15 protein-coding genes are annotated in these 16,376 nt (G+C 62.8%); 12 read left to right on the top strand and 3 right to left on the bottom strand.

Annotation, left to right across the window (positions count from 1 at the left end):
- Positions 1 to 13: 13 nt before the first annotated feature.
- Both TAN611_RS02530 and TAN611_RS02525 read right to left on the bottom strand, forming a co-directional pair.
- Positions 14 to 898, bottom strand: a complete 885-nt coding sequence (locus tag TAN611_RS02530) for a dihydrodipicolinate synthase family protein (RefSeq protein ID WP_203067226.1) — start codon at positions 896 to 898, stop codon at positions 14 to 16.
- A gap of 14 nt (positions 899 to 912) precedes the next feature.
- On the bottom strand, positions 913 to 2,064 hold the full coding sequence (locus TAN611_RS02525; protein ID WP_187043747.1) for an iron-containing alcohol dehydrogenase: 1,152 nt from the start codon (positions 2,062 to 2,064) through the stop codon (positions 913 to 915).
- Positions 2,065 to 2,452: 388 nt separating this feature from the next.
- Here TAN611_RS02525 and TAN611_RS02520 point away from each other — a divergent pair, with 388 nt between their 5' ends.
- The 6 genes from TAN611_RS02520 (at position 2,453) to nrdG (ending at position 10,574) form a co-directional block, all read left to right on the top strand.
- Positions 2,453 to 3,214 (top strand): DeoR/GlpR family DNA-binding transcription regulator, encoded by a 762-nt coding sequence (locus TAN611_RS02520; RefSeq protein ID WP_187043748.1) that lies wholly within the window; start codon positions 2,453 to 2,455, stop codon positions 3,212 to 3,214.
- Positions 3,215 to 3,324: 110 nt separating this feature from the next.
- Positions 3,325 to 4,272 carry a trehalose operon repressor TreR gene (gene treR, locus TAN611_RS02515; protein ID WP_105229567.1) on the top strand — a complete coding sequence of 316 codons (948 nt, stop codon included), beginning with the start codon at positions 3,325 to 3,327 and terminating at the stop codon, positions 4,270 to 4,272.
- Between the two features lie 226 nt (positions 4,273 to 4,498).
- Positions 4,499 to 5,914, top strand: a complete 1,416-nt coding sequence (treB, locus tag TAN611_RS02510) for a PTS trehalose transporter subunit IIBC (protein ID WP_105229566.1) — start codon at positions 4,499 to 4,501, stop codon at positions 5,912 to 5,914.
- 69 nt (positions 5,915 to 5,983) lie between these two features.
- Positions 5,984 to 7,648 (top strand): alpha,alpha-phosphotrehalase, encoded by a 1,665-nt coding sequence (treC, locus tag TAN611_RS02505; RefSeq protein ID WP_203067225.1) that lies wholly within the window; start codon positions 5,984 to 5,986, stop codon positions 7,646 to 7,648.
- Between the two features lie 289 nt (positions 7,649 to 7,937).
- Positions 7,938 to 10,076: an anaerobic ribonucleoside-triphosphate reductase gene (gene nrdD / locus TAN611_RS02500; RefSeq protein ID WP_105229564.1), complete on the top strand. Its 2,139-nt coding sequence runs from the start codon at positions 7,938 to 7,940 to the stop codon at positions 10,074 to 10,076.
- Between the two features lie 33 nt (positions 10,077 to 10,109).
- Positions 10,110 to 10,574: an anaerobic ribonucleoside-triphosphate reductase-activating protein gene (gene nrdG, locus TAN611_RS02495; protein WP_203067224.1), complete on the top strand. Its 465-nt coding sequence runs from the start codon at positions 10,110 to 10,112 to the stop codon at positions 10,572 to 10,574.
- 39 nt (positions 10,575 to 10,613) lie between these two features.
- Here nrdG and TAN611_RS02490 read toward each other — a convergent pair whose 3' ends face one another.
- Positions 10,614 to 11,672 (bottom strand): permease, encoded by a 1,059-nt coding sequence (locus TAN611_RS02490; RefSeq protein ID WP_203067223.1) that lies wholly within the window; start codon positions 11,670 to 11,672, stop codon positions 10,614 to 10,616.
- 208 nt (positions 11,673 to 11,880) lie between these two features.
- Here TAN611_RS02490 and phnF point away from each other — a divergent pair, with 208 nt between their 5' ends.
- Genes phnF through phnK form a run of 6 tightly spaced genes read left to right on the top strand, consistent with a single transcriptional unit; the run spans position 11,881 to position 16,366 of the window.
- Positions 11,881 to 12,609, top strand: a complete 729-nt coding sequence (gene phnF, locus TAN611_RS02485) for a phosphonate metabolism transcriptional regulator PhnF (RefSeq protein WP_105229561.1) — start codon at positions 11,881 to 11,883, stop codon at positions 12,607 to 12,609.
- Positions 12,610 to 13,059 carry a phosphonate C-P lyase system protein PhnG gene (gene phnG, locus TAN611_RS02480; protein WP_105229560.1) on the top strand — a complete coding sequence of 150 codons (450 nt, stop codon included), beginning with the start codon at positions 12,610 to 12,612 and terminating at the stop codon, positions 13,057 to 13,059. It begins immediately after the preceding gene.
- Positions 13,056 to 13,637 carry a phosphonate C-P lyase system protein PhnH gene (gene phnH / locus TAN611_RS02475; protein ID WP_203067222.1) on the top strand — a complete coding sequence of 194 codons (582 nt, stop codon included), beginning with the start codon at positions 13,056 to 13,058 and terminating at the stop codon, positions 13,635 to 13,637. The genes phnG and phnH overlap by 4 nt, the downstream gene beginning before the upstream one ends.
- A complete protein-coding gene (locus TAN611_RS02470) occupies positions 13,637 to 14,728 on the top strand; it encodes a carbon-phosphorus lyase complex subunit PhnI (RefSeq protein WP_105233195.1) in 1,092 nt (363 codons plus the stop codon). Before phnH ends, TAN611_RS02470 begins: the two co-directional genes overlap by 1 nt.
- Entirely contained in the window at positions 14,721 to 15,581 is an 861-nt protein-coding gene (locus TAN611_RS02465; protein ID WP_105229558.1) for an alpha-D-ribose 1-methylphosphonate 5-phosphate C-P-lyase PhnJ, read from the top strand. The genes TAN611_RS02470 and TAN611_RS02465 overlap by 8 nt, the downstream gene beginning before the upstream one ends.
- Positions 15,578 to 16,366 (top strand): phosphonate C-P lyase system protein PhnK, encoded by a 789-nt coding sequence (gene phnK / locus TAN611_RS02460; RefSeq protein ID WP_105229557.1) that lies wholly within the window; start codon positions 15,578 to 15,580, stop codon positions 16,364 to 16,366. The genes TAN611_RS02465 and phnK overlap by 4 nt, the downstream gene beginning before the upstream one ends.
- Positions 16,367 to 16,376 lie beyond the last annotated feature (10 nt).

Below are 16,376 nucleotides of genomic sequence, written 5' to 3'. Positions count from 1 at the left end.
ACAGCGTGATGGGTTAGCGCAAATAGGTATCCAGAATCTGGCGGATGCGCCGTTCGTCATCGGCGTCAAAACACACCGCATAACGGCTTTCACCCACCACATAGCCCAGCAGCGTCAGCGCTTTTTTCACCGCCGCCGGCGAGAAGGCCACGCTGTACAACTCGCTGCGCAGCCCGGTGACGTTTTCCTGCGCCAGCCGCGAGCCGTCGATATCGCCGGCCTGAAAACGTCGCCAGATGGCGTTGATTTCCGCCGGCGCCACGTTCGCCAGCCCGGAAATACAGGCGGAACAGCCGTCGACAAAGCCCTGGTGAATCAGCGAGTCCGGCCCGTTGAGCACCTCAAACCCCGGAATGCCTTCGGCGGCGTGCAGGAAGCCCCGCAGGCTGTCATAGCTGCCGGCGCTGTCTTTGATACCGATGATATTCGGGTGCTGCGCCAGACGACGTACCGTCTCAGGCTGTAGGGTATTGCCGGTGCGCGCGGGAATGTTGTAGAGGAAAATCGGCGTCTCCAGAGCATCGGCGACCTGCAGATAGTGCCCGATCAGTTCATCCTGCGTCAGCGGGATAAAATAGGGCGTAATCACCGAGACCGCGTCCACGCCGAGCGCCGCCACCTGCTTGCCCAGCCGGACGGTGTCGCGCGTCGATATTTCGCCGATATGCGCCACCACCGGCGCTGAACCGTTGACCTCATCCACGCAGGTTTGCGTCAGCGCCAGCTTCTCCTGCTCATTCAACACAAAAAACTCACCGTTGGTGCCGCCGCAAAAGACGCCGTTGCCCGCCGCCAGCTGTCGCCGGATTTGCTCGCGCATCGCCTCCGGGTCAAAATCGCCCCGCGCATCGAAAGGCGTGACGATCGCCGTCAGCACCCCGTCAATTTTTCTTGTCATGACAGTCCCCACTCTTATTTAGCCTGTAGTCCCGGAAACAGCGTCAGGTAGACATCGCGAACGTCGGCGGCGCTGACTGACATCGGTACATTCTTCATCAGACGCTGTACGTTCAGCGCCCCCTCAACCAGATGCGGCAGATGATCGGCGCCGATGCCCAGCTCATCCAGGCTGGCAGGCAGCCGCAAACGTTTAACCAGGGCGGAAAAATACGTCACCAGCGCGTGTGACTTGTCCTCCTCGCTCAGCGTGCAGTCCGCCTGCGGAAGCAGGTCATAAGCCTGGGCGAACTTGCTCACCGCCGCCGGACGCACAAAACGCATGCACGGCACCAGCAGGATAGCGTTGGCTACGCCGTGCGGAATGTGGTACTTGCCGCCCAGCGGGTACGACATGGCATGCACCAGATGCGTGCCGGCATGGGCGATAGCGGCGCCGCCGTAATAGGACGCCCACAGCATATCGAGCTTGGCGGCCAGGTTTTCCGGCGCCTCAACCGAAGTTTCCAGACTGGCGAACAGCTTTTTCAGCCCGATCAGGGCGTAGTTATCGCTGACCGGATTAGCAATGGTGGCGGTAAAGCACTCAATCAGATGGCACAGGGCGTCAATACCGGTAGAGGCGGCAATATGTGCCGGCATGCTGGTGGTCAGCTCCGGGATCAACGCCACATAGTCGGGCAGCATGACCGGAGAAATAATGCCGACTTTGGTCTCCTGCTCCGGAATGGCCAAAATGGCGTTGGGCGTAGCCTCCGATCCGGTGCCAGCGGTGGTGGGAATCAGCAGCGACGTGACGCGCCGCTGCGGTTTTTCCCCGGCCAACAACGCCTCAAGCGTCGGCGCTTCGGCAACGCACAGTACAGAGAGCAATTTGGCAACGTCCAGCACGCTGCCGCCGCCCAGGCCAATCACCAGATCGATATCCCGTGTGCCGAGCGCCTGCAGGACAGCGGCGACATCATGCTGGCTGGGCTCTGGCGGGACGTCATCCACGACGGTCAACGCGCAGTCGCTGGCGCGCAGCTGCGTCATCAGCTGCTGCGCCGTTGTGATGCGCGCGATGTTTTTATCCGTGACCAGCAGAACGCTGCGTTTTCCCGCCAACAGATAGCCGATGTCATTTAATGCCTGGTAGCCGCTTATAAGGGTGCTGTTGATGTTCATTGCTCTTACCTATTCTCCTGTTTCCTGCCGGCACGGATGGGGAGTGATGATTGTAATTGCTCAGCGTAGAGCGATAAGCATCACACTATGGATGTTGTTTATACGTTAAAATATGGTTAATTAATTTGAACTTGCTCACATATAATCAATCATGATTAAATTCAATCAAATCTAGATTAAAAAAACCAAGGGACACGCCATGACCTGGAACAGAGCGCTGCCGGAGACGGCCGGTAAATTTAGCGGCGCAGACGTCGTCAATCTCGGCGCCGCCCTGCCGTTTATCCGCGCCGCAACGGCGTATTTGATATCGTCTGGACAGCTAAAGAGAAGTCTGAGAGCATGACGATCTTCACCCGATTCGCCGTACAACTCGCCTAGGGACAGTATGAAGGGACAAAGTCGCCTCGATCAGATTATGGATTATCTGAAAAGCCATAATCTGGTTACCGTAGATCAGTTGGTCACCGCGATTTCCGCCTCGCCGGCCACCATTCGTCGTGACCTGATAAAGCTCGATCGCGAGGGGGTCATCAGCCGCAGCCACGGCGGCGTAACCCTGAATCGGTTTATTCCTGCCCAGCCCACCACGCTGGAAAAACAGCAGCGCAACCAGCGGGAAAAGCAGGCCATCGCCCAAGCGGCGGCGCAGTGGGTCAAAGCCGGCGATAGCCTGGTGCTGGATGCCGGCACCACCATGCTGGAACTGGCGCGTCAGTTGACGCATCTGCCGCTGCGGGTGATCACCGCCGACTTGCGCATCGCGCTGTTTTTATCCGAGTTCAAGCAGATTGAAGTCACGATTATCGGCGGGCGCATCGATGAAAGCAGCCAGTCCTGCATCGGCGACCACGGCCGCCGCCTGCTGCGCGGCATCAATCCGGATATCGCCTTTATCAGCTGCAACTCCTGGTGCCTGGAAAAAGGCATCACAGCGCCCACCGAAGAAAAAGCCGGCCTGAAGCAGGATCTGCTGGCCAACGCCTCGCGCCGCATCCTGCTGGCGGACAGCAGCAAATATGGCGCCTGGTCGCTGTTTTGCGCCTCGCCGCTGGCGGCGCTGACCCATATCATCACCGATGGCCGTCTGTCGCCGGAGCTGCAGCAGACGCTGCATGGCCAGGGCTTTACGCTCACCCTGGCGGAGTAACCTGCAGACGGTCGCATACCCGGTTAGTATCCCCGTAGAAAAATGCGCTATTCTGACCGGCAAAATTAAAGCTGACGTTTACGCCTTTCAACCATAACGATAAACCGATCATGCAAAACCGGCTGACCATTAAGGACATCGCCCGCCTCAGCGGGGTAGGAAAATCCACCGTTTCACGCGTGCTGAACAATGAAGGCAGCGTGAGCCAGCAAACCCGTGAGCGCGTGGAGGCGGTGATCCGTCAGCAGGGGTTCACCCCGTCCAAATCCGCACGCGCCATGCGTGGCCAGAGCGATAAGGTGGTCGGCATTCTGGTATCGCGCCTGGATTCGCCGTCGGAAAATCAGGCGGTGCGCACCATGCTGCCGCTGCTGTACCAGCACGGCTATGACCCGATCGTGATGGAAAGCCAGTTCGACAGCCAACTGGTGCAGGAACACCTGCACGTGCTGGCGCAGCGTAACGTCGACGGGGTGATCCTGTTCGGCTTTACCGGCCTGGAGGCCGAGATGCTGCAGCCGTGGCAGGAGAAAATGGTGGTGATGGTGCGCGAGTATCAGGGCTTCTCTTCAGTCTGCTACGATGATGCCGGCGCGGTGAACCTGCTGATGGACCGGCTGCGCCAGCAGGGGCACCGCGATATCAGCTACCTCGGCGTCCGGCAGTCGGACGCCACCACCGGCGCGCGCCGCTATCAGGCCTATCTGGACGCCTGCCAGCGCCACGGTCTGACCCCGCACGCGGCGCTGGGCGAACTCAGCTACCAGAGCGGCTTCCAGCTGGCGGCGGAGGCGATCGTCCCGCAGACCCGCGCGTTGATCTGCGCGTCTGACAGCATCGCCCTCGGCGCGATCAAATATCTGCAGCAGCAGCAGATCGCCGATATTCAGGTGTGCGCCATCGGCAATACCCCGCTGCTCAGCTTCCTGTTCCCGGAGACGATGTCGGTGGAGTTCGGCTACGGCAGCGCAGGCGTGCAGGCGGCGCAGCAACTGCTGGCCCAGCTCAGCGGCGACGCGCCGATCCGCCGCATCGTGGTGCCGAGCAAACTCTCTTAACCCTCCTGCCGCATCGGGCCACCCGCGCGGCGGTTTCCCTTGAGATCTCACACGTCATTTTGTGATCGTCATCCGATTCCGGGAACGTTCCCATTTTCTAACCACGGCGAAATGACTAAGCTTTGATCGGCTTCACCCTACTTACCTCTGCGTGTCGTTCAGGCCCCGCTCGCCGGCACGGCATACGCATAACAACGCCAGATATACCCATAGAAAGGTATTCATAATGAGCAAAGTAAAACAGCAGGATATCGATCGCCTGATTGCGCTGGTCGGCGGCCGCGACAATATCGCCACCGTCAGCCACTGCATTACCCGGCTGCGCTTCGTGCTTAACGACCCGGCCAAAGCCAGCCCGAAAGAGATCGAAACCTTACCCATGGTGAAAGGCTGCTTCACCAACGCCGGGCAGTTTCAGGTGGTGATCGGCCCGGAGGTCGGCGATTACTATCAGGCGCTGATCGCCAGCGCCGGCGTCAACGAGGCGGACAAAGAGCAGGCCAAAACCGCCGCACGCCAGAATATGACCTGGTCCGAACGCGCCATCTCCCACTTCGCCGAGATCTTCTTCCCGCTGCTGCCGGCGCTGATCAGCGGCGGTCTGATCCTCGGCTTCCGCAATGTGATCGGCGATATTCCGCTGTCCGACGGCCAGACGCTGGCGCAGTCCAGCGCCGGCTGGAAAACCGCCTACGACTTCCTGTGGCTGCTGGGCGAGGCGATCTTTATGTTCCTGCCGGTCGCCATCTGCTGGTCGACGGTGAAAAAAATGGGCGGCACCCCGGTATTGGGCATCGTGCTGGGCGTCACACTGGTGTCGCCGCAGCTGATGAACTCCTACCTGCTCGGCCAACAGGTGCCTGAACTGTGGAACTTCGGCTGGTTTACCGTGGAGAAGGTCGGCTATCAGGCGCAGGTGATCCCGTCGATCCTCGCCGGTATGGCGCTCGGCTGGATTGAAACCCGGCTGAAAAAGTGGGTGCCGGATTACCTCTATCTGGTGGTGGTGCCGGTGCTGTCGCTGCTGCTGGCGACCTTCCTGGCCCATACGCTGATCGGGCCGTTCGGCCGCATGATCGGCGACGGCGTCGCCTGGGCGGTTAAAGCGGTGATGACCGGCAGCTTTGCGCCGATCGGCGCCGCGCTGTTCGGCTTCCTGTATGCGCCGCTGGTAATCACCGGCGTCCACCAGACCACGCTGGCGATCGATATGCAGATGGTGCAGAGCATGGGCGGCACACCGGTGTGGCCGATCATCGCCCTGTCCAATATCGCGCAGGCCTCGGCGGTGCTGGCGATCATTATCGTCAGCCGCAAGGCCAACGAACGTGAAATTTCGGTGCCGGCGGCAATTTCCGCCTACCTCGGCGTCACCGAGCCGGCAATGTACGGCATCAACCTGAAGTACCGCTTCCCGATGCTGTGCGCGATGATTGGCTCCGCCTGCGCCGGCCTGATCTGCGGCCTGGCCGGGGTGATGGCCAACGGTATCGGCGTCGGCGGCCTGCCGGGTATTTTGTCGATCAAACCGCAGTTCTGGCTGGTGTTCGCGCTGGCGATGCTGGTGGCCGTGGTGGTGCCGCTGGTGCTGACCATGCTGGTGTACCGGCGCAAGGCGCGCCGCGGCGAACTGCCGGTATAACGCGCAATCGATCATGAATGTAGGGGCTAGGCTCGCCTGGCCCGCTGTCACAGTCAAAAGGTATTCTTTATGAGCAACCCAATCCCCTGGTGGCAAAACGGCGTCATCTACCAAATCTACCCGAAGAGCTTTCAGGACAGCAGCGGTAACGGCTACGGCGATCTGGCCGGCGTGATCCAACGGCTGGACTATCTGCAGGAGCTGGGCGTCGACGCCATCTGGCTAACGCCGGTCTATCTCTCCCCGCAGGTGGATAACGGCTATGACGTCGCCGACTACTGCGCCATCGACCCGGCCTACGGCAGCATGGAAACCTTCGAACAACTGGTGGCGGCCGCGCACCAGCGCGATATCCGTATCGTGATGGATATGGTGTTCAACCATACGTCGACCGAGCATCCGTGGTTCCGGGCGGCGCAGGATCGCCACAGCCCGCAGCGCCAGTTCTATATCTGGCGCGACGGCGCTGAGGGGGCGCCGCCGAATAACTGGCGCTCCAAGTTCGGCGGCTCGGCCTGGCAGTGGCACGCCGACAGCGGCCAGTATTATCTGCACCTGTTCGCCGCCGAGCAGGCCGATTTGAACTGGGAACACCCGCCGGTGCGCGAAGAGCTGAAGAAAATCTGCCGGTTCTGGGCGGACAAAGGCGTCGACGGCCTGCGGCTGGATGTGATCAATCTGGTGTCCAAGCAGCAGGATTTCCCGGATGACGCGCACGGCGACGGCCGGCGTTTTTACACTGACGGCCCGCGCATTCACCCATTCCTGCAGGAAATGAGCCGCGAAGTGTTCCGCCCGCGCGGCCTGATGACGGTCGGCGAGATGTCGTCCACCAGCCTGGAACATTGCCGGCAATATGCGGCGAACGGCGGCGAAGAGCTGTCGATGACCTTTAACTTTCACCACCTGAAGGTCGATTACGCCAACGGCGAAAAATGGACGCTGGCGGCGCCGGACTACGTGGAGCTGAAGCAGATTTTCCGCCACTGGCAGCAGGGCATGCACAACCACGCCTGGAACGCGCTGTTCTGGTGTAACCACGATCAGCCGCGCATTGTCTCGCGCTTCGGCGACGACCATGCGCTGCGCGTGCCGGCGGCGAAGATGCTGGCGATGGTGCTGCACGGCATGCAGGGCACGCCCTATATCTATCAGGGCGAGGAGATCGGCATGACCAATCCGCGCTTTGCGCGTATTGATCAATACCGCGACGTCGAAAGCCTGAATATGTACGCCGAACTGCGCGCCGCGGGGCGCAGCGACGCCGAGCTGCTGGCGATACTGGCCAGTAAATCGCGCGATAACGGACGCACGCCGATGCAGTGGAATGCCGGACCCAACGCCGGCTTCAGCCGGGGCACGCCCTGGATCCCCTGCGCCGATAACTACCGGCAGATTAACGTCGAGGCGGCGCTGGCCGATCGGGATTCGGTGTTTTACACCTATCGCCACCTGATCGCCCTGCGCAAGCAGTATCCGCTGCTGACCCACGGCGACTATCAGGATCTGGCGCCGGCGCACCCGGCGCTGTGGTGCTACCTGCGCAGCTGGAACGGTCAGCGGCTGCTGGTGGCGGCCAACCTGATCGCCCGGCCGCAGGCGTGGGACGCGGCCGGCGTCGAAGCATCCGATCTGTGGCGCGTGGCGATCGGCAACTACGCCGATGCGCCGCCGCTGCCGCAACCGCTGACCCTGCGCCCGTTTGAGGCGGTGTGGTGGCTGCTGGAGGAGTGAAGTTTCCACACTCATCTGCGTCAACCAATGCTCAGGGCCAAACGGCCCGTTTCCCGTCGGCGAGACGGCGATCTGTACAGCGATCGCCCCGCCGCCGGCTTTCTTTGTCCTGCATCAAGAAAATCCCGCCAATACCCATATATAGTATTTCCATTACCACCAGCGACTATATATAGTATTTATCCACAAAATCATCCACACTGCCCCGTAGCCCAGACCCGCTGCGGCATTGCCCTGTGGATAAGCTGAAACGGCTATCTGTTCCCATCGGCGGAACAAGGAGAACGACGTGAAACCAGTAGTGATTAAACGGGACGGCTGTCAGGTTCCCTTCGACGAAGCACGTATCAAACAGGCCATCGAACGCGCCGCCCGCGCCGCCGAGGTGAACGACAGTGAGTATTGCGCCGCCGTCGCCCGTGAAGTCGCTCAACAGATGTCCCGCCAGCCGCGGCTGGATATCCATGATATTCAGCAGGCGGTGGAAAACCGGCTGATGGCCGGCGAATACAAGCAGCTGGCGCGCGCCTATATCGAATACCGTCACGACCGCGACGTCGCCCGCGAACTGCGCGGCCGGCTGAATCAGGAGATCCGCGGCCTGGTCGAACAAAGCAACGCCGCGCTGCTGAATGAAAACGCCAATAAAGACAGCAAGGTCATTCCCACCCAGCGCGATCTGCTGGCCGGCATTGTCGCCAAACACTATGCCAAGCAGCATATCCTGCCGCGCGACGTGGTGCTGGCCCACGAACGCGGTGAAATTCACTACCACGATCTGGACTACGCGCCGTTTTTCCCGATGTTCAACTGCATGCTGATCGACCTGCAGGGCATGCTGACCAACGGCTTTAAAATGGGCAACGCCGAGATCGAAACGCCGAAATCGATCTCCACCGCCACCGCGGTCACCGCGCAGATCATCGCGCAGGTGGCCAGCCATATCTATGGCGGCACTACCATCAACCGTATTGATGAGATCCTGGCGCCGTACGTCAGCGCCAGCTTCCGCAAACACCAGCAGGTAGCCGAAGAGTGGCAGATCCCGGACGTAGCGGGCTATGCCATGGCGCGCACTGAAAAAGAGTGTTACGACGCTTTCCAGTCTCTGGAGTATGAGGTCAATACGCTGCATACCGCCAACGGCCAGACGCCGTTCGTCACCTTTGGCTTCGGCCTCGGCACCAGCTGGCAGTCGCGGCTGATCCAGCAGTCGATCCTGAAAAACCGCATCGCCGGGCTGGGGAAAAACCGCAAAACGGCGGTGTTCCCGAAGCTGGTATTCGCCATCCGCGACGGCCTCAACCACCGTTACGGCGATCGGAACTACGACATCAAGCAGCTGGCGCTGGAGTGCGCCAGCAAACGCATGTACCCCGATATCCTCAATTACGATCAGGTGGTGCAGGTAACCGGTTCGTTTAAAACGCCGATGGGCTGCCGCAGCTTCCTCGGCAGCTATCAGGAGAACGGTAAGCCGGTGCACGACGGGCGCAACAACCTCGGCGTCATCAGCCTTAATCTGCCGCGCATTGCGCTGGAGTCACAGGGCAATGAGGAGCGCTTCTGGCAGTTGCTGGATCGCCGCCTGCTGCTGGCGAAAAAGGCGCTGATGACGCGCATCGCACGCCTGCAGGGCATCAAGGCGCGCGTGGCGCCGATTCTGTATATGGAAGGGGCCTGCGGCGTGCGGCTGAACGCCGACGACGATATCGCCGAGATCTTCAAAAACGGCCGGGCGTCGATCTCCCTCGGCTATATCGGCATTCATGAAACCATCAACGCGCTGTTCGGCAACGCCGGGCACCTGTTCGATGACCAGGCGCTGCGCGCCAAGGCCGTCGCCATTGTCGAACGTCTGCGCGCCGCCACCGAAAGCTGGAAAGAGGAAACCGGCTACGGCTTCAGCCTGTACAGCACCCCGAGCGAAAACCTATGCGACCGCTTCTGCCGGCTGGACACCGCCGATTTCGGCGTGGTACCGGGGGTGACCGACAAGGGCTACTACACCAACAGCTTCCACCTCGACGTCGAGAAAAAGGTGAATCCGTACGACAAGCTGGACTTCGAGGCGCCTTACCCGCCGTTGGCCAACGGCGGCTTTATCTGTTACGGCGAATATCCGAACCTGCAGCATAACCTGAAGGCGCTGGAAGACGTGTGGGACTACAGCTACAGCCGCGTGCCCTATTACGGCACCAATACGCCGATCGACGAGTGTTACCAATGCGGCTACACCGGCGAGTTCTCCTGCACCAGCAAAGGGTTTACCTGCCCGAAATGCGGCAATCACGACTCTGCCAAGGTGTCGGTCACCCGCCGCGTCTGCGGCTATCTCGGCAGCCCGGACGCGCGGCCATTCAACGCCGGCAAGCAGGAAGAGGTTAAACGCCGGGTGAAGCATCTGGATAACGGGCAGTTGGGCTAACGGCCCGGCCGGCCGTTTACGAAAGGATCGGCGATGAATTATCACCAGTATTACCCCGTCGACGTGGTCAACGGCCCCGGCACCCGCTGCACGCTGTTTGTCGCCGGCTGCGTGCACCAGTGCCGCGGCTGCTACAACCAGAGCACCTGGCGGCTTGATTCCGGCCAGCCGTTTACTGCGGCGCTGGCGGACCAGATTATCGCCGACCTCAACGACCCGCGCATTACACGCCAGGGATTGTCGCTGTCCGGCGGCGATCCGCTGCATCCGGCCAATGTGCCGGAGATATTACGGCTGGTGCAGCGGGTACGCGCTGAATGCCCCGGTAAAGATATCTGGCTGTGGACCGGCTACCGGCTGGCGGAGCTGGACGAGGCGCAGCTACGGGTGGTAAATCTGATCAACGTGCTGATCGACGGGAAGTTCGTGCAGGCGTTGCGCGATCCGGCGCTGATTTGGCGCGGCAGCAGCAATCAGGTGGTGCATAAGCTGCGCTGAGCGTGAAGCGGGGATGCATTTTTGCATCCCCGCAACTTTTTAGAATATAAACATCCCGACCATGCCGGTCAGGATGCCGCACAGCGCCACCAGCGCCGCCGTCAGGCACAGCGCTTTGGCGGTGAAGGCCTTCTTCAGCATCAGCAGCGACGGCAGGCTGACCGCCGGCAGCGTCATCAGCAGCGCCAGCGCCGGGCCGGGGCCCATGCCCGCCAGCATCATCGCCTGCACGATCGGAATTTCCGCCGCGGTGGGAATCACAAACAGACAGCCGGCAAGCGCCAGGCCGATAATCCACAGCAGGCTGTTATCTACCGCGCCCTCGGCGTGCGGGAACAGCCAGACCCGCGCCGCCCCCAACAGCAGCACCGCCAGAATATAAACCGGGATGGTTGACCAAAACAGCGTCCACAGCGCCGCCATCCAGCGGCGCAGGAACGGCTGAGGCGCGTTCTCGCACGCCGGCAGAGTCGTCACCGCTTCGCTCGCCGGCGGCACGTCGTTTGCGGTCAGACGCTGCACCAGCCAGGCCACGCCCAGCACCATGATCACACCGGCCGCCAGACGCATGGCGGCAAACTGCCAGCCCAGCACAAAGCCCATAAAAATCAGCGTGGCCGGGTTCAGCACCGGGTTGCTGAGCCAAAACGCCAGCGCCGCACCGCTGGATACCGACTGGCGGCGTAAACCGGCCGCCACCGGCGCCGCGCAGCAGGTGCACATCATGCCCGGCAGCGCGATCAGCGACCCCAGCAGCGTGCCGGAGAAACGCTGATGCCCCAGCGTACGCACCAGCCAGTCGCGCGGAATCAACACCTGCACCAGTGACCCCACCAGCACGCCCAGCAGCGCGGCCTTCCACACCGCCGCAAAGTAGGTCAGCGCGTACTGCCACGCCGCTATCCACGGGTTATGCGCACCATCGGCCAGGATCGAGCCGCCGATGGAGTGGCTTTCCGCCGCGACAAACGCCTTACCGTAGTAAGGCTGCCATTTGACGTAGTACAGACCGACGGCGACCACCAGTAAAAACAGCACGGGTTTCCACAGCGGCCATGAACGCGTCTGGCTGCCGGAGGCAGGTAAAGGTTGAGACATGAGAGTAACCAGCAAGCAACAAACAATGGCGCTAGCTTAGCGCGATAGCGCGCCGGGCGCACCCGCCTGTCGAAAATAGTTCATCTGTTCGCCACATCGCCGTCACCTCAGCGTCATCTGCGCCCGGCAGGATAAGCCCCATCACCAACCGCCTCCCAGCCGCCGCACCGGCGCTGTTAGCGGCGATTGGCGCACGGAGGTTTTAACCATGACGCAGATATCTAGACATCCTACCAGTTACCCTACACGCTATCAGCAAATCGCGGCGCAGCTGGAAGAAGAGCTACGCAGCCGTTACCGCGGCGGCGACTACCTGCCTTCGGAACAGCAGCTAGCGGACCATTATCAGGTCAACCGCCATACCCTGCGCCGGGCGGTGGATCAGTTGGTGGAGCGCGGCTGGCTGCAGCGCCGCCACGGCGTCGGCATTTTGGTGCTGATGCGCCCTTACGACTACCCGCTGCACGCCAAAACCCGCTTTACCCAGAACCTGCTCGAGCAGGGCAACCACCCCACCAGTGAGTGCTTACTCGCAGTATTGCGCCCGTGCAACGACCACATCGCCAGCGCGCTGGGCTGTGAGGAGGGCCAGCAGGCGATCCACCTGCGTACCCTGCGCCGGGTAAACGGCGTACCGATGAGCGTGATCGACCACTACCTGCCCGACCTCGACTGGTGGCCGGCCCTGCAGCAGTTCCGCCAGGGATCGCTGCATGAATTTATTGAACAGCATATCCATCAGCCGCTCAGCCGCCGCCAGACGCGCATCAGCGCCCGGCAGGCGCAGGCGAAAGAGCGCCAACTGCTGGAACTGGCCGCCGACGCGCCGCTGCTGTGCGTGCGCACCCTCAACGTCTGCAGCGGCAGCGACCGGCTGGCGGAATACTCCGTCAGCCTGGCGCGCGCCGATATGCTCGAACTGACCATGGAGCACTGAATGTCCTCTCTCTCATCACGACAACGCTGGATGTCGGTGCTGGCGCACAGCCGGCCGGCCCAGCTGCGCAGCCACTGGCAGGCGCTGAACCTGAACCCCGAGTACCGGCTGCTGCGCGCGCCGGAGATTGGCCTGACACAGCTGCAGGGGCGCATGGGCGCCACCGGCCGCCGCTTTGTGCTGGGTGATATGACCGTTACCCGCGCGGTGGTGCAGCTGGAAAGCGGCGGCCACGGCTACAGCTACGTTGCCGGGCGCGATAAGGCGCATGCTGAACTGTGCGCGCTGGTCGACGCCCTGCTGCAACAGCCGGCATACCAGGAACGGCTGCAGCAACAGCTGATCGCCCCGCTGGCGGCGGCGCAGCAGGAACAACGCCAGCAGCGCGCCCGCGAGGTGGCCACCAGCCGGGTCGATTTCTTTACGCTGGTACGGGGAGAGTCGCCATGAGTTTACTGGATGGTTTCGCCAGCCCGGTGGCGCAGGCGCAGCAGACGTTCCGCCTGATCCTGAAAGCATTGAGCGAGCCGGGCGTCACGGTGCGGTTGACGGACGGGCCGCAGTGGCCGCCGCTTAACGCCGCCACCACCGCCGCCTTGCTGACGCTGGCCGACGGCGAAACGCCGCTCCTGATCGAACCGGCGCTGAACAGTGAGCAGGTGCTGACTAACCTTCGTTTCCACACCGGCGCGCCGCAGGCCTCCTCGGCGGCGCAGGCGGCGTTCGCCGTTTACGGCCCGCGCCTGCAGGAGGCGGATCTGCACGCGCTGCCGCACGGCGACGAACTGGCGCCGGAACAAGGCGCGACGCTGATCGTCCAGCTCGACGATCTGGAAAACGGCGCGCCGCTGCGGCTGCGCGGCCCCGGCATTGCCCACAGCCGCACCATCGCGCCGCCGTTGCCGGAGGCGCTGCGCCGCTATCTGCTGGCGCGCCCGCAGCCCTTCCCGCTCGGGCTTGACGTGATTCTGACCTGCGGCGACGCGCTGCTGGCCATCCCGCGCACCACTCATCTGGAGGAATGCTGATGTACGTAGCCGTAAAAGGGGGCGAAAAAGCCATTGAGGCCGCGCACCGACTGCAGGAGCAACTGCGACGCGGCGACCCGGCACAACCGGCGCTGACGGCCGCGCAGGTGGAGCAGCAGCTCGGGCTGGCGGTGGACCGGGTCATGACCGAAGGCGGCGTCTATGACCGTGAACTGGCGGCGCTGGCGATTAAGCAGGCCAGCGGCGATCTGGTGGAGGCGATTTTCCTGCTGCGCGCCTACCGCACCACGCTGCCGCGCCTGGCCGTCAGTGAGCCATTACTCACCGAGCAGATGCGGCTGGAACGCCGCATTTCGGCGATTTACAAAGACCTGCCCGGCGGCCAGCTGCTCGGCCCGACCTATGACTACACCCACCGGCTGCTGGACTTCGCGCTGCTGGCGGACGGCGGCGCGCCCGATGCAACGCCGCAGCTCGCCGACGATGCGCCGGCAACCGGCTGCCCGCACGTGTTCAGCCTGCTGAGCCGCCAGCAGCTGGCGCAGGCGGAACAGGACGACGGCAGCACGCCGGCGGATATCACCCGCACGCCGCCGGTCTACCCCTGCCCGCGCTCGGCGCGCCTGCAGCAACTGGTGCGCGGCGATGAAGGCTTTCTGCTGGCGCTCGGCTACTCCACCCAGCGCGGCTATGGCCGCAACCACCCGTTCGCCGGCGAGATCCGCAGCGGCTATGTCACGGTGGAGATCGTGCCGGAAGAGCTGGGCTTCGCCATCGACATCGGCGAAATCCTGCTGACCGAGTGCGAGATGGTGAACGGCTTTGTCGCCCCGGAACAGCAGCCGCCGCACTTTACCCGCGGCTACGGCCTGGTGTTCGGCCGCGCCGAGCGCAAAGCGATGGCGATGGCGCTGGTGGACCGCGCCCTGCAGAAGGACGAGTACGCGGAAGACGGCGACAGCCCGGCACAGGACGAAGAGTTCGTGCTGTCCCACGCCGATAACGTCGAGGCCGCCGGCTTCGTGTCCCATCTGAAACTGCCGCACTATGTGGATTTCCAGGCGGAACTGGAACTGCTGCAACGCCTGCGGCAGCGCGGCGAGCCCACGCAGGAGACGCCCCATGAGTAACGTACTGAGCGGCTACAACCCCGGCTATCTGGATGAACAGACCAAACGCATGATCCGCCGCGCCATCCTGAAGGGCGTGGCCATCCCCGGCTATCAGGTGCCGTTCGGCGGCCGCGAGATGCCGATGCCCTACGGCTGGGGCACCGGCGGCATCCAGCTGACCGCCAGCGTGGTCGGCGACGCCGACGTGCTGAAAGTCATCGATCAGGGCGCGGACGACACCACCAACGCGGTCTCGATTCGCCGCTTCTTCCAGCGCGTTGCCGGCGTCGCCACCACCGAACGTACCGTCGAGGCTACGCTGATCCAGACCCGCCACCGCATCCCGGAAACGCCGCTGCGGGAAGACCAGATCCTGATCTATCAGGTGCCGATTCCGGAGCCGCTGCGCTTTATCGAACCGCGCGAAACCGAAACGCGCAAAATGCACGCGCTGGAGGAGTACGGCGTGATGCAGGTGAAACTCTACGAGGATATCGCCCGCTACGGCCATATAGCCACCACCTACGCCTACCCGGTGAAGGTCAATGACCGCTACGTGATGGACCCGTCGCCGATCCCGAAATTCGACAACCCGAAGATGCATATGATGCCGGCGCTGCAATTGTTCGGCGCCGGGCGGGAGAAGCGGATCTACGCCCTGCCGCCGTACACCAAAGTGGTCAGCCTGGACTTTGACGATCACCCGTTTAGCGTCCAGCAGTGGGAGCAGCCCTGTGCGTTGTGCGGTTCCCGCAGCAGCTACCTGGACGAGGTGGTGCTCGACGATCAGGGCAACCGCATGTTCGTCTGCTCAGATACCGACTACTGCCGGCAGCAGCTGGCGTCATCCACGGAGACACCGCGCCCATGAGCACCACACCGTTACACGACGCCCCGCTGCTGTCGGTCGAGCGTCTGACCCATCTGTACGCGCCGGGCAAAGGCTTCAGCGACGTCTCTTTTGATATTTACCCCGGCGAAGTGCTGGGCATCGTCGGCGAATCCGGCTCCGGTAAAACCACCCTGTTGAAAAGCATCTCGGCGCGGCTGGCGCCGCAGCAGGGGCGCATCCTCTACCGTCCGCAGGCCGGGCAGGAGCAGGATCTGTACGCCATGGCGGAGAGCGCGCGCCGCCGCCTGCTGCGCACCGACTGGGGCGTGGTGCACCAGCACCCGCTGGACGGGCTGCGGCCGCAGGTGTCCGCCGGCGGCAATATCGGCGAGCGGCTGATGGCCGTCGGCCAGCGCCACTACGGCGATATCCGCCGTCAGGCCGGGCAATGGCTGGAGGACGTCGAGATCCCGCTGTCGCGCCTTGACGATCTGCCCACCACCTTTTCCGGCGGCATGCAGCAGCGGCTGCAGATCGCCCGCAACCTGGTCACCCATCCCAAGCTGGTGTTTATGGACGAACCGACCGGCGGGCTGGACGTGTCGGTGCAGGCGCGGCTGCTGGATCTGCTGCGCACGCTGGTGGTGGAGATGCGGCTGGCGGCGGTGATCGTCACCCACGATCTGGGCGTCGCGCGCCTGCTGGCGCACCGGCTGCTGGTGATGAAACAGGGGGAAGTGGTGGAAAGCGGCCTGACCGACCGGGTGCTGGACGACCCGCACCATCCCTATACCCAACTGCTGGTGTCTTCCGTGTTGTCGTAACTGAGTGGGG

The sequence above is a fragment of the Serratia sp. Tan611 genome, from assembly GCF_905188235.1.
GTDB classification, from domain to species: Bacteria; Pseudomonadota; Gammaproteobacteria; order Enterobacterales; family Enterobacteriaceae; genus Serratia_B; species Serratia_B rhizosphaerae.
The sequence above is the reverse complement of the archived record's forward strand: the minus strand, read 5'-3'. Positions and strand labels throughout refer to the sequence as shown.

Bases quoted from the DNA above. Each gene is read 5' to 3' on its own strand.
- TAN611_RS02530 (WP_203067226.1), bottom strand. From the start codon at position 898: ATGACAAGAAAAATTGACGGGGTGCTGACGGCGATCGTCACGCCTTTC.
- TAN611_RS02525 (WP_187043747.1), bottom strand. From the start codon at position 2,064: ATGAACATCAACAGCACCCTTATAAGCGGCTACCAGGCATTAAATGAC.
- TAN611_RS02520 (WP_187043748.1), top strand. From the start codon at position 2,453: ATGAAGGGACAAAGTCGCCTCGATCAGATTATGGATTATCTGAAAAGC.
- treR (WP_105229567.1), top strand. From the start codon at position 3,325: ATGCAAAACCGGCTGACCATTAAGGACATCGCCCGCCTCAGCGGGGTA.
- treB (WP_105229566.1), top strand. From the start codon at position 4,499: ATGAGCAAAGTAAAACAGCAGGATATCGATCGCCTGATTGCGCTGGTC.
- treC (WP_203067225.1), top strand. From the start codon at position 5,984: ATGAGCAACCCAATCCCCTGGTGGCAAAACGGCGTCATCTACCAAATC.
- nrdG (WP_203067224.1), top strand. From the start codon at position 10,110: ATGAATTATCACCAGTATTACCCCGTCGACGTGGTCAACGGCCCCGGC.
- TAN611_RS02490 (WP_203067223.1), bottom strand. From the start codon at position 11,672: ATGTCTCAACCTTTACCTGCCTCCGGCAGCCAGACGCGTTCATGGCCG.
- phnF (WP_105229561.1), top strand. From the start codon at position 11,881: ATGACGCAGATATCTAGACATCCTACCAGTTACCCTACACGCTATCAG.
- phnG (WP_105229560.1), top strand. From the start codon at position 12,610: ATGTCCTCTCTCTCATCACGACAACGCTGGATGTCGGTGCTGGCGCAC.
- phnH (WP_203067222.1), top strand. From the start codon at position 13,056: ATGAGTTTACTGGATGGTTTCGCCAGCCCGGTGGCGCAGGCGCAGCAG.
- TAN611_RS02470 (WP_105233195.1), top strand. From the start codon at position 13,637: ATGTACGTAGCCGTAAAAGGGGGCGAAAAAGCCATTGAGGCCGCGCAC.
- TAN611_RS02465 (WP_105229558.1), top strand. From the start codon at position 14,721: ATGAGTAACGTACTGAGCGGCTACAACCCCGGCTATCTGGATGAACAG.
- phnK (WP_105229557.1), top strand. From the start codon at position 15,578: ATGAGCACCACACCGTTACACGACGCCCCGCTGCTGTCGGTCGAGCGT.